This is a genomic window from Microvirga medicaginis (genome assembly GCF_052658925.1).
Map to the genome: position 1 here is coordinate 104,972 of NZ_JBQWEL010000006.1, position 23,603 is coordinate 128,574.

Below are 23,603 nucleotides of genomic sequence, written 5' to 3' on the forward strand. Positions count from 1 at the left end.
GAACAATGCCGATGACAGTTACCAAGCTCGGCCTCGCACTCGCGGGCCTCGCCTTCTCCGCCACGGCTGCCTTTGCGCAGCAGGCGGCCTTCAAGCCCGCCGTCGTCTACGATCTGGGCGGCAAGTTCGACAAATCCTTCAACGAAGGCGTTCATACGGGTGCCGAGAAGTTCAAGAAGGACACGGGCACCGATTACCGCGATTTCGAGCCGCAGAACGACGCTCAGCGCGAGCAGGCCCTGCGCCGCTTCGCCCGTGACGGCTTCTCGCCGATCGTGGCCGTCGGCTTCAGCCAGGAATCCGCCCTGAAGAAGGTCGCCGAGGAATTCCCGAACACCAAATTCGCCATCATCGATGCCGTCGTCGAGAAGCCGAACGTGCAGTCCATCGTGTTCAAGGAGCATGAAGGCTCGTTCCTGGTGGGTCTCCTGGCCGCCAAGGCTTCGAAGACCGGCAAGGTCGGCTTCGTCGGTGGCATGGACATCCCGCTCATCCGCAAGTTCGCCTGCGGCTACGTCCAGGGCGTCAAGTACGCCAACAAGGACGCCGAGGTCTTCCAGAACATGACCGGCACCACGGGCGCCGCCTGGAACGATCCGGTGAAGGGCGGCGAGCTCGCCAAGGGCCAGATCTCCCGCGGCGCGGACGTGATCTATCATGCGGCCGGCGGTACGGGCGTGGGCGTGCTGCGTGCTGCGGCTGACGCCGGCAAGCTCGGCATTGGCGTCGACTCCAACCAGAACGCCCTGCATCCGGGCAAGGTGCTGACCTCCATGGTCAAGCGCGTGGATGTCGCCACCTACAATGCCTTCGATCAGGCCAAGAAGGGCACCTTCAAGGGCGGCCTTTCGGTTCTCGGTCTTGCCGAGGACGGCGTGGCGTGGGCGCTCGACGACAACAACAAGTCGCTCGTGACCGCCGACATGAAGGCCGCAGCCGACAAAGCCGCAGCCGACATCAAGTCCGGCGCCATCAAGGTCCACGACTACATGTCGGACTCCAAGTGCCCGATGTAAGCTGACGCATCGATCCGGCCGCAGGCTTTTCTTAAAGAGGGCCTGCGGCCGTTTCCGTTTTTAGGTTTGTGCTTTTTCCGATAAGATCCGCGGGCTTTTTCCTTGCTGGATAACCCCTAGAGGCCAATGTCTCCCGCCATTGAACTCATCGCCATCAACAAGAGCTTCGGCACCGTTCAGGCCAACAAGGACGTGAATCTGTCCGTCGAGCGTGGCACGATCCATGGCATCGTCGGCGAGAACGGTGCGGGCAAGTCGACGCTCATGTCGATCCTCTACGGCTTCTATGAAGCGGATTCAGGCGATATCCGCGTCAATGGCGCGCCCACCCGGATCCGCTCCTCCAACGATGCCATCGCAGCCGGGATCGGCATGGTTCACCAGCACTTCATGCTGGTCGAGCCGCTGACCGTCGTCGAGAACGTGATGCTCGGTGCCGAAGGCGGCGCCATGCTGCGTGCGGGCGAGGCCAAGGTACGTAAGGAACTCGCGCGTCTTGCCACCGATTACGGCCTGGAAATCGACGTGAACGCCACCGTTGGCGAGTTGTCCGTCGGCCTCCAGCAACGGGTAGAAATTCTCAAGGCCCTCTATCGCGGCGCGGACATTCTCATTCTCGATGAACCCACCGCCGTGCTCACTCCCGCTGAAGCGGATGCGTTGTTCGAACTGCTTCGCTCGCTGAAACAGCAGAGCAAGACCGTCGTTCTCATCACGCATAAGCTGCGCGAGATCATGGCGATCACGGATCGCGTCTCGGTCATGCGCCGTGGCGAGATGGTGGCCACCGTCGAGACGGCGAAGACTTCGCCGCCCGAGCTTGCGGAATTGATGGTCGGCCGCCGCGTGCTGCTGCGGGTGGAAAAAACCGAGAAGGCGCCCGGCGCTCCCGTGCTCGAAGTCGATAATCTCTCCGTTGTCGATGGCCGTGGCGTGCTGCGTGTCGCCAATGCGTCCCTCACCGTTCGTGCAGGCGAGATTGTCGGCATCGCAGGCGTTGCGGGTAACGGCCAGAGCGAGCTTCTGGAAGCGATCGCCGGCATGCGTCAGCCTGTGCTCGGCTCCATCAGGTTTGAGGGGCAGGATATTCACTTCTCGGAGCACAATCCGCATCGCATGCGCGAGCTTGGCCTGCTGCACGTGCCGGAGGATCGTCTGCGCATGGGACTCGTGCCCGCTTTTCCTGCTTTCGAGAGCGCCGTTCTCGGCTTCTCGCACGAGCCGCAGCTTGGGCGGGGTCCGCTTCTCGATCATGACCGTCTCATCGCGGATCTCGCGAAGAAGATGGAGCAGTACGATGTCCGCCCGCCTGCACCGCGCCTGAAGACATCGAACTTCTCCGGTGGCAATCAGCAGAAGATCGTGCTGGCGCGCGAGATCGAACGCAACCCGAAAGTCCTCCTCGTGGGCCAGCCGACGCGTGGCGTCGATATCGGCGCCATCGAGTTCATCCACCGACGTCTCATTGCGTTGCGCGATGCCGGAGTGGGCATTCTGCTCGTGTCGGTGGAGCTCGATGAGATCATGCATCTGTCCGACCGTATCCTCACCATGTGCGGCGGCAGGATTACCGGCGAGCGTAAGCCTGATCAGACGAACGAGCAGGATCTGGGCTTGCTCATGGCCGGCGTCACCGACGAGGCTGCCTGATGCAGCCGAGATTGACCCTCGTTACGCTCGGCGTTGCGGATCTCGCAAAATCCCGCGCCTTCTATGAAGCATGGGGCTGGAAGGCATCTTCTGCCAGCCAGCCGAGTGTCGCCTTTTTCCAGGCGAACGGCCTTGCGCTGGCACTCTTCGGACGGGCTGATCTTGCCAAGGATGCAGGCGTCGAGGACAAGCCCACCGGCTTTGCCGCCATCTCGCTCGCCTATAACGCGCATTCCAAGCAGGAGGCCGATGAGGTCTATGCCCGCGCCATCGCTGCCGGCGCTCGCGCCGTGAAGCCGCTGCAGGACGTGTTCTGGGGCGGCTATTCAGGCTACTTCGCCGATCCTGACGGGCATCTCTGGGAGGTGGCCTGGAATCCTTTCTTCCCTCTCGACGAACAGGGCCACCTGTTCCTGCCGGATCATCAGACGTGAGTGCTCCTATCGACATGCCCAAATGGGCCGACACGTTTCTCGTGCCTGCCATCTCCGTCGTGGCGGCATTCCTGATCGCGGGCCTCGTGGTGCTCAGCATCGGCGAGAATCCGCTGACGGCCACGCGCTACCTGCTGCAGGGAAGTCTCGGCACGGGTGAGGGCCTGGGATTCACCCTGTTCTATGCCACCGATTTCATTTTCGTGGGGCTGGCGGTCGCTGTTGCCTATCATGCAGGCCTGTTCAACATCGGAGGCGAGGGCCAGGCGACGCTGGCGGGATTGGGCATTGCGCTTGCGCTCAATCATCTCACTTTCCTGCCCGGCTTCCTTCTTATTCCCATAGGCATCATCGCCGCTGCCGCCTTTGGCGCAGCCTGGGCAGCGGTGCCGGGCTATCTGCAGGCGAAGCGCGGCAGCCACATCGTGATCACCACGATCATGTTCAATTGGCTCGCGAGCGTCCTGATCGTGTATCTCCTCGTGAATGTGCTGCGCGAGCCGCAATCGATGAATCCGGAAACGCGCGCCTTCCCGGAAGGTTCGTATATTCCGTTCATGCATGAGGTGTTCGCCGCATTCGGCATCGATATTCCGGCGTCGCAGCTCAACCTCACCCTCGTGCTGGCGCTGATTTCGGCCTATCTCATCTGGCTCCTCATCTACCGCTCTCGCCTCGGCTATGCGATCCGCGTTGTGGGCTCCAATCCCACCGCCGCGATCTATGCCGGTATCTCTCCTGCGCGCATCACGATCATTGCCATGGTGCTGTCCGGCGCGCTTGCAGGCGGTCTCGCGGTGAATGAGCTGATGGGCTATCAGCACCGGCTCCTGCTGGAATTCACTTCCGGCTACGGCTTCGTCGGCATTGCCGTCGCGCTCATGGGGCGCGCGCATCCGGTCGGCATCATTCTCGCCTCGCTCCTGTTCGGCATTCTCTATCAGGGCGGCGCGGAGCTGGCTTTCGAGCAGCCCGCCATCACCCGCGACATGGTTGTGGTGATCGGCGGCATCATCATTCTGTTTGCCGGTGCGCTTGATGGTCTCTTCCGGCGTCTCGTGGCGCAGCTGCTGTCACGTCCTAAACTGGCCGGAGTGTGAGTATGGATTTCGGCATCATCGTCACGATCCTCGACTCGGCGTTGCGTCTCTCCATTCCGCTCCTGGCCGCGTGCCTGGCTGGTCTCTGGTCCGAGCGCTCGGGCGTTGTCGATATCGGCCTCGAAGGCAAGATGCTTGCGGCTGCCTTTGCTGCCGCAGCCGCTGCCTATGTTTTCGGCTCGGCTTGGATCGGGCTTGTCTTCGGTATCTTTGCATCGGTGGTCTTCGGCCTCATTCACGGCTTTGCGTCCATCAGCCAGCGCGGCAACCAGATCGTGTCCGGCGTCGCCATCAACATGCTGGCGGCTGGCCTCACCGCTATCGTCGGCAATGCCTGGTACGGGCAGGGCGGACGCACGCCGCCGCTGGAAGGGGATCAGCGTTTCGACGGCATCCTCTTCGGACATTCGGCGCTCGTCTATGTGGTTCTGCTCGCCGTGCCGCTCACCTGGTTCATCATGGGCCGCACCCGTTTCGGGCTTCGCCTGCGCGCAGTTGGTGAGAATCCGGCTGCGGTGGATACGGCGGGCATCTCCGTGACAGGCCTACGCTACTCGGCCGTCGTGATCGGCGGAATCTTCTGCGGCATCGGCGGCACTTATCTCTCTGTCGGACAGGCGGCGGGCTTCCTGCCCAACATGACTGCAGGCCGCGGCTTCATTGCGCTCGCTGCGCTCATCTTCGCCAAGTGGCGCGCATGGCCTGCGTTGGGAGCCTGCTTCCTCTTCGGGCTCCTTGATGCCGTCGCCAACCAGCTTCAGGGGCTTTTCATTTCCGGCATCGGCGAGGTGCCGGTGCAGGCCATTCAGGCGCTGCCTTATCTGATGACGGTCATTCTGCTCGCTGGCGTGATCGGCAAGGCCATTCCGCCGCGTGCGGCCGGCGTACCCTATGTGAAGGAGCGTTGATCATGGCTTCTCTCGACACGCTTTTCGAAGCGGCCAGGGCGATCCAGGCGAAGGCCTATGCGCCTTATTCCCGCTTCAAGGTGGGTGCTGCCATTGCCACGCCTGAAGGGCAGGTGTTTACCGGCTGCAACGTGGAGAACGCGGCTTATCCGGTGGGCTCCTGCGCGGAAGCGGGCGCCATCTCGGCGATGATCGCAGGCGGTGGACATCGCATCGGCGAAATCGTGGTGATGGGCGAGGGCGAGCATCTCGTCACGCCCTGCGGCGGCTGCCGCCAGCGCATTCGCGAATTCGCGGCGCCCGATACGAGGATTCATATCGCGGGCCCTGAAGGCGTCCGCAAAAGTTTCACCCTGGATGAGCTGTTGCCCTTCTCGTTCGGGCCCGACAACCTGACGGACAGATAAGAGGCGATCATGCAGCAGAACGCTCAAGAGGCCGCCGAATTCGTGCGTGCTCGCGGCTTCGATGGCCGCTTCGATGTCGCCTTCGTGCTCGGCACCGGTCTCGGCACTCTGGTTGACGAGGTGAGTGATGCGGTGAGCCTCGCTTATGCCGACATTCCGCATTTTCCGAGGAGCGGCGTGTCGGGACATGCTGGCAAGCTCGTGGCAGGTCAACTCGAGGGCAAGCGCGTTCTCCTGTTCCAGGGCCGCGCGCATTACTACGAGACGGGTGATGCAGGTGCGATGCGCTTAGCCGTAGCCTTCGTGAAGGAGCTTGGAATTCCGGTTCTGGTCGCGACCAACGCCGCAGGTTCCGTGCGGGCTTCGATCCGTCCCGGCAGCCTCGTCGCCATCAATGATCATCTCAATCTCTCGGGCGCAAATCCCCTCCTGCGCGATCACACGGAAGGCCGTTTCGTCTCGTTGACGGACGCTTACGATCCCCAATTGCGTGCGGTTCTTCAGCGTGCCGCGAAGAAGACCGGCATTGATCTGCCGGAGGGCGTTTACGCATGGCTGTCCGGCCCGAGCTTCGAGACGCCTGCCGAAATCAAGATGGTGCAGGTCCTCGGCGGCGATCTCGTCGGCATGTCCACGGTGCCGGAGGTCATCCTCGCGCGCTATTACGGCCTGCGGGTTGCCGCGATCTCCGTCGTCACCAACCTGGCCGCCGGTATCGAAGGCGCTTCGCCCTCACACCAGGAAACCAAGGATACAGCGGCGGAAGTCTCTGAGAAGTTCAAGCGCCTCATCCGTTCCTTCGTCGCGGAGCTTTAAGAAATGTCTGACGCGCAAATTGCCCAGCGTGCCCTGCGCTGCCTCGATCTCACCGACCTGACGGATAATTGTACCGATCAGGCCATCGATGCGCTTTGCAAGAAAGCGCTCGATTCCCGCGGCCCTGTCGCCGCCGTCTGCGTATGGCCCCAGTTCGTGAAGCGCGCGCAGGAGAACCTCAGAGGTTCTCCTGTCCGCATCGCAACGGTGGTGAACTTCCCCGCCGGCGGCGAGGAGGTGGATCGCGTCACGGATGATGTGCAGGAGGCTCTCTCCGATGGCGCGAACGAGATCGATCTCGTTCTGCCTTATGGGGCGGTCCGCCGTGGCGATCTGGCGATTGCGACGGAAATGGTCGAAGCCGTGCGCGATCTCGTCGATCAGGGGCGGCTTCTCAAGGTCATTCTTGAAACCGGCGAGTTGAAGGATGCGCAGCTGATCGAAACAGCAAGCCGTCTCTCCATCGGGGCCGGTGCCGATTTCATTAAGACTTCGACCGGCAAGACATCTGTTTCCGCGACTCCGGAAGCGGCGGAGATCATGCTCAACACGATCAAGGAATCCGGGCGCAATGTGGGTCTCAAACCCTCGGGCGGCATTCGGACTGTTGCCGATGCGAGGATCTATCTCGATCTCGCCGACCGCATCATGGGCCCGGGATGGGCGACGCCGAAGACCTTCCGCATTGGCGCAAGCAGCGTCTACGACACCCTGATTGCAGCCATCGAAGGACGTGCAGGCGAAGCCGCCACCGGAGCTTACTGACATGAGCCTCCTTCCGCAGGAAATCATCCGTCGCAAGCGCGACGGCGGTACGCTGGATGCTGTCGAGATCGAGAGCTTCATCCAAGGGCTCACCTCTGGCGCTGTTTCCGAAGGCCAGGCCGCGTCCTTCGCCATGGCGGTCTTCTTTCGTGGCCTCTCCGTGCCGGAGCGCGTGGCGCTGACGCGAGCCATGATGCATTCGGGCGAGGTGCTAACATGGGATCTGCCGGGCCCCGTGCTCGACAAGCACTCCACCGGCGGCGTGGGCGACACGGTGAGCCTGGCGCTCGGTCCGGCTGTCGCGGCCTGCGGCGGCTATGTGCCGATGATTTCCGGTCGTGGTCTCGGCCACACGGGCGGCACGCTCGACAAGTTCGATTCCATTCCGGGCTACGTCACGCAGCCTGACATCGACACCTTCCGTCGTGTCACGCGTGAGGTCGGCTGCGCCATCATCGGTCAGACCTCCGATCTCGCACCGGCCGACAAGCGCCTCTACGCCATCCGCGACGTGACGGCGACGGTGGAATCCATCGATCTCATCACCGCATCCATTCTCTCGAAGAAGCTGTCAGCCGGCCTTCAGGGCCTCGTGATGGACGTGAAGTTCGGCTCCGGCGCGTTCATGGACAATGCGAAGGATGCGCGCGCGCTCGCCGAGAGCCTCGTGCTCGTTGCCAATGGCGCAGGCCTGCCGACGAGCGCTCTGCTCACCGACATGAACCAGCCCCTCGCTTCCGCGGCCGGCAATGCGGTGGAGATGGCCTATGCGGTCGATTACCTCACGGATCGTCGCCGCGAGAAGCGGTTTCACGAGGTGACGGTGGCGCTCTCTGCCGAGATGCTGGTGCTCGGCAAGATCGCCGCTGATATCGATGAAGCACGCGCGAAGATCGAGAACGCGATCTCCTCCGGCAAGGCGGCCGAGGTGTTCCAGCGCATGGTGACGGCGCTCGGTGGCCCTGCTGATTTCCTGGAGAACCACGAGAAACATCTCCAGGCAGCACCTGTGGTCCGCCCCATTCATGCGGAGCGTTCCGGCATCGTGCAGAGCATCGCCACGCGCGATGTGGGCGTTGCGGTTGTCGCGCTCGGCGGAGGGCGCACGCGTCCGCAGGATCCGATCGACCACGCGGTCGGCCTGACCCGGCTTGCCGAGATCGGCGAGACGGTCGCTGCCGCTCGCCCGCTCGCCATCGTGCATGCGCGCAGCGAAGAAGCCGCCAAGGCGGCCGAACGCATGGTGCGCGCTGCCTACACCCTCGGCGATGGGAAAGCTGAACCCGGAACGCTGATCCTCGAACGCATTGGAGCGAAATCGTGAGCCTGCTTGTCGCCGTCACGTGGGAAACGCAGCCCTGGGTCGAACGCTTCACGCGCCACTTGCCGGGCAGCGAGATCGCGGTGCTGGGCGAGGATTTCGACAGAAGCAGGGTCCGTTATGTCGCAACCTGGGGACCGAAACCGGGAAGCCTGGATGACCTGCCGAACCTGGAGGCGATCTTCTCGCTCGGTGCCGGTGTCGATCATCTGATGGGCTATCCCGGTCTTCCGGACGTGCCGATCGTGCGTGTGGCGCAGGACGATCTCACACATCGCATGAGTGAATACATGGTGATGCATTGTCTCATGTACCTGCGCGATCATGCGCGCTTTGCCGAGGCTCAGCGGGCCAAGCGCTGGGAGCAGGATCGCTCGCCGCCGATCGCAGCGGATGTGCGCGTCGGCATCATGGGTTTCGGCGTGCTCGGACAGGATGCTGCGGCAAAGCTCAAGATGATGGGCTTCGACGTGGCAGGCTGGAGCCGCACGCCGAAATCAGTCGAGGGGTTCAAGGTTTATTCGGACGAGAGCGGGCTCGATGAGTTTCTTGCACGCACGGACATTCTGGTGAGCCTCATCCCGCTCACGCCCGACACGCGCGGTATTCTCAACCGCGGCCTGTTCAGAAAGCTCGCACAGGATGGCAGGCTCGGCGGCCCGATCCTCATCAATGCGGGCCGGGGCGGCTTGCAGGTGGAGGCGGATATTCTCGCCTGCCTCGACGACGGAACGCTGAAAGCGGCAACCCTCGATGTGTTCGAGAAGGAGCCGCTGCCGGAGGATTCCGCACTCTGGGCGCATCCGGGCGTCACGATCACGCCGCACAACGCTGCCGTAAGCGAGCCCGAGGCGACGGCGCGCTACATTGCAAGGCAGATTCTGCGCCACGAGGCAGGAGAGCCGTTCGAGAACGTCGTTGATCGAGTGCGGGGCTATTGAAGGTATGGGGCGTCAGAACGCCCCATAGCCACGCATGCCGTCCCACAGCAGCTTGAAGGCTGTCACGGTGAGAAGGGCATAGCAGAGGCGGTAGAGCTGCTTCTGGTCCAAGCGCTCATGCAAGGCATATCCGGCCCATACACCTAGCGGGATGATGGGCAGGCACAACCCCATCAATGTCCAAAGCTCGGCGCCTGGTTTTGCGAGCGCGAGCCACGGCACGACCTTCATCAGATTGCCTGCCGCAAAGAAGCTGCTGCTCGTTCCGGCATAGACTGCTTTGGGGAGACCGAGCGGCAGAAGATACATCGCGACCGGCGGACCGCCGGAATGCGCCATCATGGATGAAACGCCCGATGCCGTACCTGCAATGACGGCTTTGGCCTTCGAGCGCGGGCGCTGCACGATCTTGCCGCCACCACGAAACCATAAGCCCGTGAAGGCCAGAGTGATGGTGGCGATGATGATTGCCACCACGCTGCGGTCGATCACCTTCAACAGCAGGAAGCCGATGGCCGTGCCGCAGGCAAGGCCGGGGAGAAGCAGGCCTAGGTCGATCTTCGACCATGTGCTCGGCCGCCAGTAATAGAGCGCTGCCATATCCATCAGCACGAAGAGCGGCGCGAGAACCGCTCCGGCGCTGATGGGGTCCATCACCAGCGACAAGACGGGGATGCCGACAATGGCGAGTCCGCCGCCGAAGGCGCCCTTCATGAAGGCGATGAGAAAGACCCCGAAGCCTGCCACGAGCAGAACGGACAGATCGGGCAGATAACTCATCAGCGATTACAGACGCTTGATCGAGCTGATCGGGCCGTAGCTCGTCCGGCGGATGCGTTCCTCCGCGACAGACAGCGGTTCGATCATGACGGTCATGCTGTGGCCGGTGGCATGGATGAAGTTCGTTTCATCCATCATCAGGCCCACATGGCCCTTCCAGAACACCAGGTCGCCACGGCGCAAGCCGCTGAGATCGGCCTTCACGTCGATGGCGGTGCCGAGCGCTCTTTCCTGCATGTCGGTGTCACGCGGCGCCTTGATGCCCGCTGCGGTCAGAACGGTCTGAACGAGACCGGAACAGTCAAGGCCAAGGCTCGTCCTTCCGCCCCAGAGATAAGGCGTATTCAGGAACCGCTGGGCCACGCTCACGTAATCAGCCTCACGCGCATCGATGGTGGCGAGATGCGCAGCATAGACCCAGCCGCCGTCGGCAATTTGTGCGTAATCGCCTTGCGTGCCCACGACGGCAACCTTCGAGTTCATGGTCAGAAGGTCGCTGTGCGGCAGCTTCAGGTTGGGGCCCGGATAGATGAAGGTGCGAATGGCCGCGACCTTGTGCGTCGCCTGCGGTCTAGGCTCGCCAAGCACGACACTCGGCAGATAGCCCACATAGCCGTCGTCGCGCAGCTGCACCCAGGCCCAGCCCTCGTGGTCGTCGTAAACCGTGACGGCTTCTCCAAAGATGGCCTGCGTGTCGACAGGGGCTTCCCGTGAGGGATGGCGATGGAGGGGGGCGAAGGAGGCGACAACGCGCTTCGCCGTTCCGGTCGTGAAGCGCTCGGCCTTGACTTGGCCGCGAAGCTTCTCGTCCGCCAGATCGGCGCGGAACGGGGTGATGCGGCGGTCGAAACTCATCGAGGCAGCTCCTTGTCACGGGTAGTGATAGTGTCTCCTAGCCGTTCCACAGCCAAAGCGCCAGCGACCGTTATCTCTCAGGAAGCGTAGCGCTTCTTCAGGAGGGCATAGATCAGGCGCGCGGCCTGGACCTCGCCGCCTTCAGGGCGGGCCGGGCGAGGGGCGTTGTTCCAGGCGAAGATGTCGAAATGCACATGCGCCTTGGCCTCGGAGACGAAGCGACGCAGGAAAAGGGCCGCCGTGATAGAGCCAGCCATAGGCCCACCCGTGTTGTTCATGTCGGCGTATTTCGAATCGAGCTGGCTCATATAGGGAGACCACAGCGGCATGCGCCACACGGGATCGTTCACGTCCATGCCGGTGCGGGTGATCTCGGCAGCGAGATCCTCATCATCCGTGTAGAAGGGCGGAAGCTCGGGGCCCAGCGCCACGCGGGCCGCACCGGTGAGCGTGGCAAAATCGACGATGAGATCCGGCTTCTCTTCATCCGCCAGGGCCAGCGCGTCGGCGAGGATGAGACGGCCCTCCGCGTCCGTATTGCCGATTTCCACCGTGATGCCCTTGCGGCTGGTGAGAATGTCGCCGGGGCGGAAGGCGTTGCTCGAGATTGCGTTCTCGACGGCGGGAATGAGCACGCGCAGGCGCACCGGGAGCTTCGCGCCCATGATCATGTCTGCGAGCGCCAGCGTTGCCGCAGCACCACCCATATCCTTGCGCATCAGCAGCATGGAGGAGGACGGCTTGATATCGAGGCCGCCGGTGTCGAAGGCGACACCTTTGCCTACAAGCGTGATGCGCGGTGCATTCGCATGGCCCCAGGTGAAGTCGATGAGGCGCGGCGGCGTCGCGGAGGCGCGGCCGACTGCATGGATCATCGGAAAGTTTTGCTTCAGCAGGTCATCTCCGACGATGCTGATGAAGGTTGCACCATGTGCTTCCGCAATCTGGCGCGCAGCGGCTTCGATGCCATCGGGTCCGAGATCGCTTGTCGGCGTATTGACGAGATCGCGGCTGCGGAAGATTGCATTGGCGATGCGCGTCACCTCTTCCGCATCGACGCCCTTCGGCGTGACGAGGCGAACGGATCTGTCATTGCGCTTGCGATAGCGGGTGAAGCTGTAGGAGCCCAGGATCCATGCAAGTGCGGCAAGCGTTGCATCCGGTGCGTCGGTTTCGAAACGATAGATGCCATCCGGCAAAATCGTCGGCAGCTTGCCGACGGCGAAAAGATCGCGCTGCCTGGCGTCTTCATTCGCAAGGCCGAAGGCCACGCCGAACAGGTTGCCGTCCGTGTCCGGCAGCAGGCAATGGCTTCCAGCCTTTCCCTCGAACCCCTGAGCCTTCGCAAAGCCTTGTGCCACCTTCGGTAGTTGCGAGGAAACGGTGCTCCATGTGCTTTCTGTCACGAGCCAGATCGGAAGCGAGTTCTCATTGGACGTGGCGAGAAGAGGGTGAGGCATGAGCTTTGACCTGAGTGGGAGTTGAGCGCTTAGCTCTGGGAATGCTGGCGCACGATCCGCGCCAGGCCGGCAAGCAGCGCTTGCTTGGGGTTCTTAAATTCCGTCTTGATGCCGTGGCGTGCGAGCGCGTGCGCGTAAAGATCTGCACGGTCCTGATCGGCGAGAATGGTGATGGAGGCAGGACGCCCAAATTGCGCAAGCGCGCCGTTGATCTCATCGCCCGTCAGGAGGCCGGAGAGATAAGGCGTCAGCAGATTGCTCGCCATGCGGCCCGAAACCACGGCGGCTCGCGCGCCGAAGAGCAGATGGAGCAGACCCACGCGCGCTGTGCCGTCAGCGCCACCGTTGCGCTCTGCCGCATCGAGGCCCATGTCGAAGCCCTTTTGATCTGAAGGCTCCGTGGCAGCGCGTCCGATCATGGAATGCTCGCGCAACAGCGCATACATCTCGCCCGTCAGGTAGGTGGCGAAGCGCTCGATGCGCCCGTCGCGCATCAGGATCCATTTGGGATGCGTGCCGGCCGAGCAGACGAGGCCGTTCTCGACGCCTGCGCCCAGCGCCAGCGTTTCCTCGCCACGCATCACGTCGGCTGCGCCGGGAGCGGGTTCGCAGAAGAGGCCAGGAATGATGTGAGCCTTTCGGCCATTGGCGAGATCGACCGGCATCAATGCTTTCGCGATCTCAGACGGGCCTGCAGGACAGGAGGCATAGGGTGCCTCCACCCAGCCTTCGCGGCTGCCGACCATGCCGACGAGCAGCACGGGGGCATTCGGTTCGGCAGCGAGCCAGTGCCCGCAATGCTTCAGGAAAACATCGCGATGCTGGCCCTTTTGCAGGGCGGAAACGCCCTCATCCGACGAGACCTGATCGAGAATCGTTTCATGCTCGATCAGATAGCCACGAAAGCGGGTCGTTCCCCAGTCGGCGACGATGAAGCGCAAAGCCTTAATCCAGTGTTTTACAAAGTCACACCGCTAACAGCGCGAGCGTTAGCGCGTTCCATACATACGGTCGCCGGCGTCACCCAGACCCGGCACGATATAGCCATGGTCGTTGAGCCTCTCATCGACGGCCGCGGTCCAGATATGCACGTCGGGATGAGCGCTGCGCAGGCGCTCGATGCCCTCGGGCGCCGCGAGCAGGCAGACGAAGCGGAGGTCCTTCGCGCCGCGCTCCTTCAGGCGCTCGATGGCGGCCACGGCCGAATTGGCGGTGGCGAGCATCGGATCGAGCACCAGCACCATGCGGTCGGCAAGATCGGACGGGGCCTTGAAATAGTATTCGACCGCCTGGAGCGATTCCGGATCACGGTAGAGGCCGATATGGGCCACGCGGGCGGCGGGAACGAGGGTAAGCATGCCATCGAGGAAGCCGACGCCCGCGCGCAGGATGGGAGCGAAGACCAGCTTCTTGCCGGCGATCTGCACGCCTTCCATCTTGGTCAGCGGCGTCTCGATCTCGATCCGCTCCATGGGCAGGTTGCGGGTGACCTCATAGCAGAGGAGCATGCCGATTTCGTTGAGGAGCTGGCGGAAGCCTTTCGTCGAGCGCTGCTTGTCCCGCATCAGGGTCAGCTTGTGCTGAACCAGCGGATGATCGACCACCGTCACGCCTTCCATGCTCTTTCCTCCCTTGGTCGTCGTATGCTGATTCATCAAAATACCGTTCCGTCACTGATGATGCTGAGAGGCGGCGAGCCGTCGCCACGCTTCTCCTTGGCCAATCTGCGCCCTGTCGCCCAGGTTCCGCCTTCGAGTGCCTTCGCGAGGGGAAAGTCCTCTGCGGAAAGCTCAAGCCGGGCACGGATCGGATCGGCAATGCGGTCCAAAAGGGCAACCGTCAAGGCCCGCCACTCCACGACGAGGAGGGAATCCACCGCATGTGCCTGTTTGGCCTCATCCGGGTTCTTTAGGCCGATGACCCTGGTATCGAGGAAAAGCCCGCCATTGCGGTATTCCGGCAGACCTGTGAGTCCGTTGATATCGGCAACAGTGTAGCCGGCCCATTCCAGAGGCTCGATGAGCGAATAGGAGAGCCACTGGGAGAGCTTATGGAAAGGGATGAGCCCTTTCGTGGCGTCCGGGGCCTCCACCAGCGGGTGACGCCAGGTATCGCCCAGATCGATGCCGCCCAAGGTGATCCGGCCGGGCCAGATGGGCCCGAGATGGGTGAGCAGTACCTCCAGGATCGAAGTGGCCTTGATGGCATCGTCTTCGGCGGTGGCCGCCAGCACGTCGACAAGGCCGCCGGGGCGGGGATCGTCCACCTGTCCGAAGATATCCGGGTTCGTCGCCACAGCGCGACCCAGGCGGTTGAGAAGGGCGGCGCGGCCTTCAAGACCCACGAGCGGGTTGTCTCCAGAGACCTGGAATCCCTCGGACAGATCCTCTGGCGTGAGGGCCATGAGCACATCCGCATCGACGCGGAACGGGTCCTCGGGCTTGCTCGAGAACGCGCCGCTCACGAACATGTCGAAGCTCGCGACGGCCAAGCCCTCGGAGCGAGCATAAGTTTCGCCCGTGCGGCCTTCCTGATAGCGCCATTGTGGCCCCGCTCCCGCATCGAGCAGCACGGAGACGATGGCCAGGTCGAAGGCCGAGCGCGCCATCTCTCCGGCATTCGTCCAGGGTGCCCCATGCATCACCGCATCCCAACGGTCATGTCCTCCCGCCGAGAAGTGACGCCAGCGGGCATGGAAGGGGATTTGGAGAGAAGGGTAGGCTTGGTGAATCGTGGCCACCACCTCGTCGGCGCAGGCTTCCAGGCGGCTCAAGTTCACCGTGAAATGCTGCAGACGGCCTTCAAGCCCCGCTTTCAGCAGTTGATGCGACCGTTCGCGCACCGCCGCAGCTTTCAGGAGCGTGCGGGCGGCTTGGGTCTCGGGAGAAGAATGTGGCTGGTCCGTCACGCAGGGCTCCGGTGCTCTTGGATCCAAGAGCGATAGCATAGTCTGATCTGGGCCAGCACTCTCGAGGCCGGCCGATTGCGGAGAAGGTTAAAAGCGCTCGAGATCCCGACCCTTCACCTTGTCCAGTTCCGCCGTGTCGGGCGCACCGTCAGGCGTGTAGTAACCAGCAGCCTTCTTGGCTTCGAGTTCCACTTGCGCATCCGGCGGCACCAGTTCCGGCGGAATGGGCACGCGCTCGACTACCTCGATGCCGGAGCCGGTGATGGCATCGTATTTCATGTTCGACATGGACATAAGCCGATCGATGCGGCGGATTCCGAGCCAGTGCAGCACATCGGGCATGAGCTGCTGGAAGCGTGCATCCTGCACACCCGCCACGCATTCCGTGCGCTCGAAATAGGTGGCTGCTGAATCGCCGCCTTCCTGCCGCTTGCGTGCATTGTAGACGAGGAACTTGGTGACTTCCCCAAGGGCGCGGCCTTCCTTTCGGTTATAGGCGATCACGCCGACGCCACCTGCCTGCGCTTCCTTCACGCATTCCTCGATGCCGTGCACGAGATAAGGACGGCATGTGCAGATGTCGGAGCCGAACACGTCCGAGCCGTTGCACTCGTCATGCACGCGGCAGGCGATGCGTGTCTTCGGGTCGCTCAAGCGCGCCACGTCGCCAATCACATAGACGGTCGTGTTGCCGATGGGTGGCAGGAACACGCTCATGTCGGGGCGCGTCACGAGTTCCGGGAACATGCCGCCGGTTTGCTCGAACAGCGTGCGGCGCAGTTCACCTTCCGTGCAGCCGAAACGTTCTGCGATGCCGGGCAGATACCACACGGGATCGACCGCGATCTTCGTGACCGAGATGTCGCCGGATTCATGCAGAAATCCGCCATCGGCCTTCAGACGCTTCGCGCCCATGGCGGAAAGGATTTCCGGCATGTTGAGGCGTGCCTTCGTGACCGCAATGCTCGGGCGAATGTCGAGGCCGCTCGCGATCTCATCCGCATAGACCTGTCCGACCAGATGGCCCCAGGGGTCGAGCGACACGATCTTATCCGGCTCGAACCATTGCGGATGCGGGCCGATATCCGCGGTGGGATGTGTGTTGTGGAGGTCTGGACGCGTGAGGGGATTGAGCGCGCGAGCCGAGATCGCCAGAGCCCGGTAGAGCGAATAGGAGCCGCCATGCGCGCCGATGACGTTGCGGTCACTCGGGTTCGTGACGGTGCCGACGATGGGCCCGCGCTCCTTCGGGTCCTTCGCGCCCCATTTGATCGGATGCCTGATGGTGCCGGTGTTCGGCTCAGGATGCGAGGTGAGCCGGATATGGGTCGAGCGGTTAGGCGTGCTCATGAATGATCTTCCACGCGAGAACGGGAAGACTCCCCCAACGATCGCCAGGAAAGTCTCCTTACGATCTATGGAAGACTGGGCCAAAGTTGCGCTGACGTCAACGCCTTAAGGCTGTCGCCCTGTCGAGCTTAAATCCAGGACGAACCTTTCTCTCCTGGCCTCAGGCCCAGATGGGCCAGGACGCTCGCGCCGATATCGGCGAAGCTCTCCCGCCGCCCCACGCTGCCAAGATTCACGGCAGGTCCGAAGCAGAGGATCGGCACATGCTCACGGGTGTGGTCGGTGCCAGGCCAGGAGGGGTCGTTGCCATGATCGGCGGTGATGATGACGAGATCGCCCTGGCTCAGCACGGCCTCGATTTCCGGCACGCGCCTGTCGAAGGCCTCGAGAGCTGCAGCGTAGCCCGGGATGTCCCGCCGATGGCCGAATTCGCTGTCGAAATCGACGAGGTTGGCAAAGACGAAGCCGCCCTCGGGCAACGTCTTCATCGCGTCGATCGCGGCGGAGAGGCACGCATCGTTACCGTTCGGCTTGACTTCTTGGCCGGTGCCGCGATGAGCGAAGATGTCGCCGATCTTGCCGACGGTCACAACAGCCTGGCCCGCTTTCGTCAGCGTGTCGAGAATGGTGTCCGACGGCGGGGGCGTCGCGAAATCCTTGCGGTTGCCGGTGCGTTTGAAGCCCGTCTCGGGCGTGCCGAAGAAGGGACGGGCAATCACGCGGCCGATCTTGTACTCGTCGCAGAGCTCTCGCGCGATTCCGCAGACTTCGTAAAGCCGCTCCAGTCCAAACATCTCCTCGTGCGCTGCGATCTGCAGGACGCTGTCGACCGAGGTGTAGCAGATCGGCTTTCCGGTCTTCAGATGCTCGACGGCAAATTCCTCGATGATGGCGGTGCCGGACGCATGCTTGTTGCCGAGGATGCCTGGAAGACCCGCACGCTCGATCAGCGCGTTCGTGAGCTTTTCCGGAAAGGCCGGCACGGTGTTGGGGAAGTAGCCCCAGTCGAAAGCGACTGGAACGCCCGCGATCTCCCAATGGCCGGAGGGCGTGTCTTTGCCCTTCGACGTCTCGACTCCGTATCCCCAGGCTCCCTTCAGCGCGCCCGGAGGGGCAAGGTTCGGCGGCAGGCGGCCCGTCGAGGCTTCGCAGGCAAGTCCTAAGCCCAGAGCCGACATGTGGGGCAGGTGGAGCGGACCCTGGCGCAATCCCGGTCGGTCGCCATTCCCTTTCGCGCAAGCCTCGGCAATGTGGCCGACGGTGTCGGCGCCGACATCGCCGTAAGTATTGGCATCTTCGGCTCCGCCGATGCCGACGGAATCGAGAACGATGAGGAGAGCGCGAGCCATGAAACCTGGTCCTTCAAGCCGTTCGAATCATGACTGATACGGCATTACGGTGAAAGTTGCGATCCTTGAGTTCCATGGGAGTGACCCCCATGAGCATGATCCTCGTGATGATGATCGTGGTCATCGAGATGGCATTCCCGCCCGTGATCCTGGGCGCCCGACGCATGGATTTCGATCTGTAGCGTCGCATGATCAATGCCGAAATGCTCCTTCAGCTCATGCTGAGTTTCGGCCAGGAAGCGGTCTCCAGGGTGTCCGCCGGGCATGACCAGATGAGCCGTGAGCGCCGTCTGCGTGGTGCTGATGGCCCAGACATGCACATGGTGAACACGGGCGACGCCAGGGCGCCCGGCCAGCGCTTTCCTCACCTCGGCTACCGCGATACCCTGAGGCACGCCATGAAGGGACAACTTGAGCGATTGCTTCAGCAAATCCCAGGTGCCCCAGATGATGACAGCGGCGATGACGAGGCTCAGCACCGGGTCGATCCAATGGGCACCGGTCCAGAGAATGGCCAAGCCGCCGAGCACGACGCCGAGGGACACGGCGGCATCCGCCACCATGTGCAGGAATGCGCCACGGATGTTGAGGTCGTGATGGCCGCTCATGAAGAGGAAGGCGGTAAAGCCGTTCACGACGATGCCGATGCCGGCCACGATCATCATCGTGCCGGCAGCCACCGGCGCAGGCTCGATCAGGCGCTGCACCGATTCCCATATGATGCCGCCGATCGCCACCATCAGCAGCAGAGCATTCAACAGCGCTGCAAGAATGGAGCTGGAACGCAGGCCATAGGTGAAGCGCTCCGACGCTCCGCGCCTTGCGAGGATCGCAGCACCCCAGGCAATGGCCAGCCCCAGCACATCGCTGAGATTATGGCCGGCATCCGACAGAAGCGCCATGGAATCGGCAATGAATCCATAGCCCGCCTCGATGGCGACGAAGGCGAGGTTCAGCGCAATGCCGATGGCGAAAGCTCGGCCGTGCCCAACCTCATGGGAATGCCCATCGTGATGGCCTTGATGAGCGTGGCCCGCCGAATGATGATGATGGTGTGCGCGCATGATTTTAATAGTGAGCGTCACTGCCTGACGGCGTTGGTCCCGACCGTCTCCAGGTTGAAGGCCGCCGCAAAGAGAGCCCGTGTATAATCCGTCTGAGGTGCGGCAAAAATATTCTCGGCCGACCCTTCCTCAACAACTTGGCCGTTCTGCATCACCACCACATGATTGGCGAGAGCGCGAACGACCTTCAGGTCATGGCTGATGAACATATAGGCGAGATGCCGCCGCTTCTGAAGATCGCGCAGCAACTCGACAATCTGCGCCTGCACCGACATGTCGAGGGCGGAGGTGGGCTCGTCCAGCATGATGAATTGCGGTTCCAGCGCCATGGCGCGGGCAATCGCGATGCGCTGACGCTGGCCGCCGGAGAATTCATGGGGGTAGCGGTCCATGGTGGCCGGGTCGAGGCCCACATCGTGCAGCGCTCGCGCCACCACGTCGCGGCGCTGGGAATAGGAGAGGCCTTTGTCCTGGACGAGCAGGCCCTCTTCCACGATCTCGGCAATCGACATGCGAGGCGAGAGCGAGCCGTAAGGATCCTGGAAGACTACTTGGAGATTCTTGCGCATCGGGCGGATGTCCCGCGCGCGCAATCCGTCGATCCGGTTGCCGAGAAAGACGATGGGGCCCTCGGACTGAACGAGGCGCAGGATAGCGAGTCCCAGCGTTGTCTTGCCGGAGCCCGACTCGCCGACAACGCCGACCGTCTCGCCCTTGCGCACGCGAACCGATACGCCGTCCACGGCCTTCACGTGACCGACGGTTTTCCGGAAGAAGCCGCGCTTGATCGGAAACCAGACCTTGATCGGCCCTGCCTCGACGATGGTCGGGGCATCCGCAGGCACGGGGTTGGCGCGGCCTTTCGGCTCCGCTGCCAGAAGCCTCTGCGTATAAGGATGCTGCGGATGATCGAAGACCTCAGCGACCGTGCCATGTTCGACGATCTTGCCGTTGAACATGACGCAGACGCGGTCGGCGATCTTTCGCACGATGCCGAGATCGTGCGTGATGAAGAGCATCGACATGCCGAGCCTTGCCTTCAGTTCCGCAAGCAACTTCAGAATCTGCGCCTGCACCGTCACGTCGAGTGCCGTCGTCGGCTCGTCGGCGATGAAGAGATCAGGCTCGTTGGCAAGCGCCATGGCGATCATGACGCGTTGGCGCTGGCCGCCCGAGAGCTGGTGCGGATAGGCGTTCAGGCGGCTCTCCGCATCGCGGATGCCGACGAGTTGCAACAGCTCCAGCGTGCGTGCTCGCGCCTCTTTGTCCGAGAGACCGCGATGGAGTTTGAGGATCTCGCCGATCTGGCGATCGATCGTGTGGAGCGGATTGAGCGAGGTCATCGGCTCCTGGAACACCATGGTGATGTCGTCGCCGCGCACCCGGCGCATCTCATCCTCGCTTAAGGCGATCAGGTCCTTGCCCTTGAACAGGATTCGGCCGGAGGGATGATGCGCGGACGGGTAGGGCAGGAGCTTCAGGATCGAGAGAGCCGAGACCGATTTGCCGGAGCCTGACTCGCCCACCAGCGCCACGGTCTCGCCCGGCTTGATGTCGAACGAGACCCGATCCACCGCCAGCATGTCGCGCTCGCCCTGGCGGAACGCAACTGAGAGATCTTGGACGGAAAGCAGAGGCTCTGTCATCGGAACGTCTTTCTCGGATCGAAGGCATCGCGCACCGCCTCGCCGACAAAGATGAGAAGGCTGAGCATGAGGGCGATCACGAAGAAGCCTGCAAGACCAAGCCACGGCGCCTGAAGATTGGCCTTGCCTTGCGCCAGCAGCTCGCCGAGGGAGGGCGAGCCTGGCGGTAGGCCGAAGCCGAGGAAGTCGAGGGAGGTCAGCGTCGTGATCGAGCCGTTGATGATGAAGGGCATGAAGGTGAGCGTCGCCACCATCGCGTTCGGCAGGAGATGCTTGAACATGATGGTGGTATTCGACAGGCCCAGAGCTCTAGCTGCGCGCACATATTCGAAGTTTCTCGCGCGCAGGAACTCCGCCCGCACGACGCCTACCAGCGAGACCCAGGAGAAGAGCAGCAGGATGCCGAGCAGCACGAAGAAGCTCGGTGTGATGATCGCCGAGATGATGATGAGAAGATAAAGCGAGGGAATGGCGGTCCAGATCTCGATGAAGCGTTGCGCGATGAGATCCACCCAGCCGCCATAATAGCCCTGCACCGCGCCGGCAAGGATGCCGATGATCGAGGAAATACCGGCAAGGATCAGGCCGAATAGGACGGAAATGCGGAAGCCGTAGATGAGACGGGCCACCACGTCACGGCCCTGATCGTCGGTGCCGAGCCAGTTCCACTCGATGTCCTTGCAGCCCGTGCCGCCATTGCGTTCCGCAATGGGGCGGCATTGCTCGTCAGTGAGCATCCAGGTGGGCGGGGCGGGAGCGGGAACGGGAAGGTCGAGATTATGCGTGCTGTAGGAGAAACGGACCGGGGCCCAGAGCAGCCATCCGTTATCCTGGATCTCCTTCGCGATCACGGGATCGCGGTAATCGGTCTGTGCCAGGAAGCCGCCAAATTTTTCCTCCGGGTAGTCGACGAAGGCAGGGTAAAGCAGCTCGCCCTTGTAGGAGGCGAGGATCGGCTTGTCGTTCGCGATGAACTCCGCGAACAGGCTCAACACGAACAGGACCATGAAGATCCAGAACGACCAATAGCCGCGCCGGTTCGCCCTGAAGTTCTGCAGCCGCCGCCGGTTGAGCGGCGAGAGCTTGACGAGACCCTGGCGCGGCAGGGGCGGCGCGACGGGTGCGGCGGCTGGAGAGGCGACGGGAACGTTCTCGTTCATCTCACGCCTCCCTCTTTAGTCGTCATCCCCGGACTTGTTCCGGGGATCCACGCCTTTGAGGCGCCGTGGTTCCCAAAACGTGGATGGCCGGGACAAGCCCGGCCATGACGGGCACATGTGATCTTGAGGAAGCAGATTGGAGAGGGGGAGCAAATCATCTCACGCCTCCCGCGTCTCGAAATCGATCCGCGGATCGATCCAGGTATAGGTGAGATCGGAGATCAGGTTCACCACCAGGCCCAGCAGCGAGAAAATGTAGAGATTGGCGAAGACCACCGGATAATCGCGGTTCACGATGGACTCGAAGGAGAGGAGCCCAAGTCCATCAAGCGAGAAGATCGTCTCGATCAGCAGCGAGCCTGCAAAGAACGCGCCGATGAAGGCTCCCGGAAAGCCTGCGATCACGATCAGCATCGCATTGCGGAAGACGTGGCCATAGAGCACCTGTCGCTCCGAAAGACCCTTCATGCGTGCGGTGAGCACGTATTGCTTGCGGATCTCATCGAGAAATGAGTTCTTGGTCAGTAGCGTCGAGGTGGCGAAGGCGCCCAGCGCCATGGCAATGATGGGCAGCACCAGATGCCAGAAGTAATCGGCAATCTGCATGTACCACGGCATGAAGTCCCAGCCCTCGGAGGTGAGCCCGCGCAGCGGAAAGATCTGCCAGAAGGAGCCGCCCGCAAAAAGAACGATCAGCAGGATCGCGAAAAGGAATCCCGGAATCGCATAGCCGATGATGACGACAGCCGAGGTCCAGATGTCGAAAGCGGTGCCATCGTTGACCGCTTTCTTGATGCCGAGCGGTATCGAGATGGCATAGGACAGAAGCGTCATCCAAAGGCCGAGGCTGATGGAGACGGGCAGCTTCTCCTTGATCAGTTCCAGCACCGAGATATCGCGGAAATAGCTCTTGCCGAAATTGAAGCGCGCATAGTCCCACAGCATTTTGAAAAAGCGCTCATGAGCCGGTTTGTCGAAGCCGAACTGCGCTTCCAGCTGTTTGATGAATTGCGGGTCGAGACCCTGCGCGCCGCGGTAGCGTGAGGACGAGGCATCGGCTGCGCCTCCACCCTGTGCTTGGCTTGCGCCGCCGACATCACCGCCCCCGCCGGAGATGCGCGATGTGGCGCTCGAATCCTGCCCTTGAAGCTGCGCGATGATGCGCTCCACGGGGCCGCCGGGAGCGAATTGGATGATGACGAAGGAGATGAGCATGATCCCGAGGATCGTCGGAATCATGAGAAGGATACGCCGTGCGATATAAGCCAGCATCAAGCGCCTGCGGATTTAAGGCCGATGCGGCCGAGATGGGTGTCGCTAAAGCCGGTGGCGTATTTCAGGCCATAGCCCAGAGCGCGGTCGAAGCCGACATGAGCTGCCCAGATGGCGGCGACGCCGAGGAGTGGAAGCGAGCCGAGCGCAAGCCCGGCCAGTCCCAGGATGGTAGGACCGATCGTGGAGTGAAGGGCATTGTAGGCCACGGAGCCGAACTTGGAGCCCGCCGCATAGGCGGCAAAGCTTACGTCAGGCACGAAGAAGAGAGCCGCATAGAGCCACCAGGGCTGGCTGGTCCGAGAAAAAACCCATGTGGCCGCCGCCAAGAGCACCAGGCCCTCAAGGCGCAGAAGCAAGCGGGGCGTGCCCGCAACGGCTCTCGTCGTCAAAGCTGTATC

Annotated in this window: 23 protein-coding genes; 10 read left to right on the forward strand and 13 right to left on the reverse strand. The window is 62.5% G+C overall.

All coding sequences use genetic code 11. The features are described 5' to 3' along the window. The first annotated feature begins 11 nt into the window (after nucleotides 1-11). From ACUXUR_RS10350 to ACUXUR_RS10395, 10 genes are all read left to right on the forward strand, one after another. Entirely contained in the window at nucleotides 12-1,016 is a 1,005-nt protein-coding gene (locus tag ACUXUR_RS10350; protein ID WP_445502266.1) for a BMP family lipoprotein, read from the forward strand. Between the two features lie 126 nt (nucleotides 1,017-1,142). Next, entirely contained in the window at nucleotides 1,143-2,666 is a 1,524-nt protein-coding gene (locus tag ACUXUR_RS10355) for an ABC transporter ATP-binding protein (RefSeq protein ID WP_445502267.1), read from the forward strand. Then, entirely contained in the window at nucleotides 2,666-3,100 is a 435-nt protein-coding gene (locus tag ACUXUR_RS10360; protein WP_445502268.1) for a VOC family protein, read from the forward strand. The genes ACUXUR_RS10355 and ACUXUR_RS10360 overlap by 1 nt, the downstream gene beginning before the upstream one ends. Further along, nucleotides 3,097-4,200 (forward strand): ABC transporter permease, encoded by a 1,104-nt coding sequence (locus ACUXUR_RS10365; protein WP_445502269.1) that lies wholly within the window; start codon nucleotides 3,097-3,099, stop codon nucleotides 4,198-4,200. Before ACUXUR_RS10360 ends, ACUXUR_RS10365 begins: the two co-directional genes overlap by 4 nt. Before the next feature lie 2 nt (nucleotides 4,201-4,202). Further along, nucleotides 4,203-5,108, forward strand: a complete 906-nt coding sequence (locus ACUXUR_RS10370; protein ID WP_445502270.1) for an ABC transporter permease — start codon at nucleotides 4,203-4,205, stop codon at nucleotides 5,106-5,108. A gap of 2 nt (nucleotides 5,109-5,110) precedes the next feature. Continuing rightward, complete coding sequence (locus ACUXUR_RS10375) at nucleotides 5,111-5,515, forward strand: cytidine deaminase (RefSeq protein ID WP_445502271.1); 405 nt, start codon at nucleotides 5,111-5,113, stop codon at nucleotides 5,513-5,515. A 9-nt stretch (nucleotides 5,516-5,524) separates the two neighbouring features. Then, nucleotides 5,525-6,331 carry a purine-nucleoside phosphorylase gene (locus ACUXUR_RS10380; protein ID WP_445502272.1) on the forward strand — a complete coding sequence of 269 codons (807 nt, stop codon included), beginning with the start codon at nucleotides 5,525-5,527 and terminating at the stop codon, nucleotides 6,329-6,331. A 3-nt stretch (nucleotides 6,332-6,334) separates the two neighbouring features. After that, nucleotides 6,335-7,096 carry a deoxyribose-phosphate aldolase gene (deoC, locus tag ACUXUR_RS10385; RefSeq protein WP_445502273.1) on the forward strand — a complete coding sequence of 254 codons (762 nt, stop codon included), beginning with the start codon at nucleotides 6,335-6,337 and terminating at the stop codon, nucleotides 7,094-7,096. Between the two features lies 1 nt (nucleotide 7,097). Continuing rightward, nucleotides 7,098-8,420, forward strand: coding sequence for a thymidine phosphorylase (gene deoA / locus ACUXUR_RS10390; RefSeq protein ID WP_445502274.1), 1,323 nt, complete (start codon nucleotides 7,098-7,100; stop codon nucleotides 8,418-8,420). Further along, complete coding sequence (locus ACUXUR_RS10395) at nucleotides 8,417-9,358, forward strand: 2-hydroxyacid dehydrogenase (RefSeq protein ID WP_445502275.1); 942 nt, start codon at nucleotides 8,417-8,419, stop codon at nucleotides 9,356-9,358. The genes deoA and ACUXUR_RS10395 overlap by 4 nt, the downstream gene beginning before the upstream one ends. A gap of 12 nt (nucleotides 9,359-9,370) precedes the next feature. On the opposite strand, the gene ACUXUR_RS10400 is transcribed toward ACUXUR_RS10395, so the two are convergent. The 13 genes from ACUXUR_RS10400 to ACUXUR_RS10460 all read right to left on the reverse strand — a co-directional run bounded on the left by ACUXUR_RS10400 (nucleotide 9,371) and on the right by ACUXUR_RS10460 (nucleotide 23,594). After that, a complete protein-coding gene (locus ACUXUR_RS10400) occupies nucleotides 9,371-10,138 on the reverse strand; it encodes a sulfite exporter TauE/SafE family protein (protein ID WP_445502276.1) in 768 nt (255 codons plus the stop codon). A gap of 6 nt (nucleotides 10,139-10,144) precedes the next feature. After that, nucleotides 10,145-10,993 (reverse strand): C40 family peptidase, encoded by an 849-nt coding sequence (locus tag ACUXUR_RS10405; protein WP_445502277.1) that lies wholly within the window; start codon nucleotides 10,991-10,993, stop codon nucleotides 10,145-10,147. Nucleotides 10,994-11,070: 77 nt separating this feature from the next. Beyond that, nucleotides 11,071-12,453, reverse strand: coding sequence for a leucyl aminopeptidase family protein (locus tag ACUXUR_RS10410; RefSeq protein WP_445502278.1), 1,383 nt, complete (start codon nucleotides 12,451-12,453; stop codon nucleotides 11,071-11,073). A 29-nt stretch (nucleotides 12,454-12,482) separates the two neighbouring features. Beyond that, nucleotides 12,483-13,394: a 2-dehydro-3-deoxygalactonokinase gene (locus ACUXUR_RS10415; protein ID WP_445502279.1), complete on the reverse strand. Its 912-nt coding sequence runs from the start codon at nucleotides 13,392-13,394 to the stop codon at nucleotides 12,483-12,485. Between the two features lie 48 nt (nucleotides 13,395-13,442). Beyond that, entirely contained in the window at nucleotides 13,443-14,072 is a 630-nt protein-coding gene (gene upp / locus ACUXUR_RS10420) for a uracil phosphoribosyltransferase (protein WP_445502375.1), read from the reverse strand. Nucleotides 14,073-14,107: 35 nt separating this feature from the next. Then, nucleotides 14,108-15,361, reverse strand: a complete 1,254-nt coding sequence (locus ACUXUR_RS10425; RefSeq protein WP_445502280.1) for a URC4/urg3 family protein — start codon at nucleotides 15,359-15,361, stop codon at nucleotides 14,108-14,110. A gap of 87 nt (nucleotides 15,362-15,448) precedes the next feature. Beyond that, nucleotides 15,449-16,711: a GTP cyclohydrolase II gene (locus tag ACUXUR_RS10430; RefSeq protein WP_445502281.1), complete on the reverse strand. Its 1,263-nt coding sequence runs from the start codon at nucleotides 16,709-16,711 to the stop codon at nucleotides 15,449-15,451. A gap of 128 nt (nucleotides 16,712-16,839) precedes the next feature. Then, nucleotides 16,840-18,060, reverse strand: coding sequence for a phosphopentomutase (locus ACUXUR_RS10435; RefSeq protein WP_445502282.1), 1,221 nt, complete (start codon nucleotides 18,058-18,060; stop codon nucleotides 16,840-16,842). Nucleotides 18,061-18,104: 44 nt separating this feature from the next. After that, the gene (locus ACUXUR_RS10440) at nucleotides 18,105-19,124 is read right to left on the reverse strand and encodes a cation diffusion facilitator family transporter (protein WP_445502283.1); all 1,020 of its coding nucleotides are present in this window, start codon (nucleotides 19,122-19,124) and stop codon (nucleotides 18,105-18,107) included. A 17-nt stretch (nucleotides 19,125-19,141) separates the two neighbouring features. Further along, nucleotides 19,142-20,770: an ABC transporter ATP-binding protein gene (locus ACUXUR_RS10445; RefSeq protein WP_445502284.1), complete on the reverse strand. Its 1,629-nt coding sequence runs from the start codon at nucleotides 20,768-20,770 to the stop codon at nucleotides 19,142-19,144. Continuing rightward, nucleotides 20,767-21,930, reverse strand: a complete 1,164-nt coding sequence (locus ACUXUR_RS10450) for an ABC transporter permease (protein ID WP_445502285.1) — start codon at nucleotides 21,928-21,930, stop codon at nucleotides 20,767-20,769. Before ACUXUR_RS10450 ends, ACUXUR_RS10445 begins: the two co-directional genes overlap by 4 nt. 159 nt (nucleotides 21,931-22,089) lie before the next feature. Further along, complete coding sequence (locus ACUXUR_RS10455) at nucleotides 22,090-23,202, reverse strand: microcin C ABC transporter permease YejB (protein WP_445502286.1); 1,113 nt, start codon at nucleotides 23,200-23,202, stop codon at nucleotides 22,090-22,092. After that, nucleotides 23,202-23,594 carry a DUF4260 domain-containing protein gene (locus ACUXUR_RS10460; protein WP_445502287.1) on the reverse strand — a complete coding sequence of 131 codons (393 nt, stop codon included), beginning with the start codon at nucleotides 23,592-23,594 and terminating at the stop codon, nucleotides 23,202-23,204. The genes ACUXUR_RS10455 and ACUXUR_RS10460 overlap by 1 nt, the downstream gene beginning before the upstream one ends. Nucleotides 23,595-23,603 lie beyond the last annotated feature (9 nt).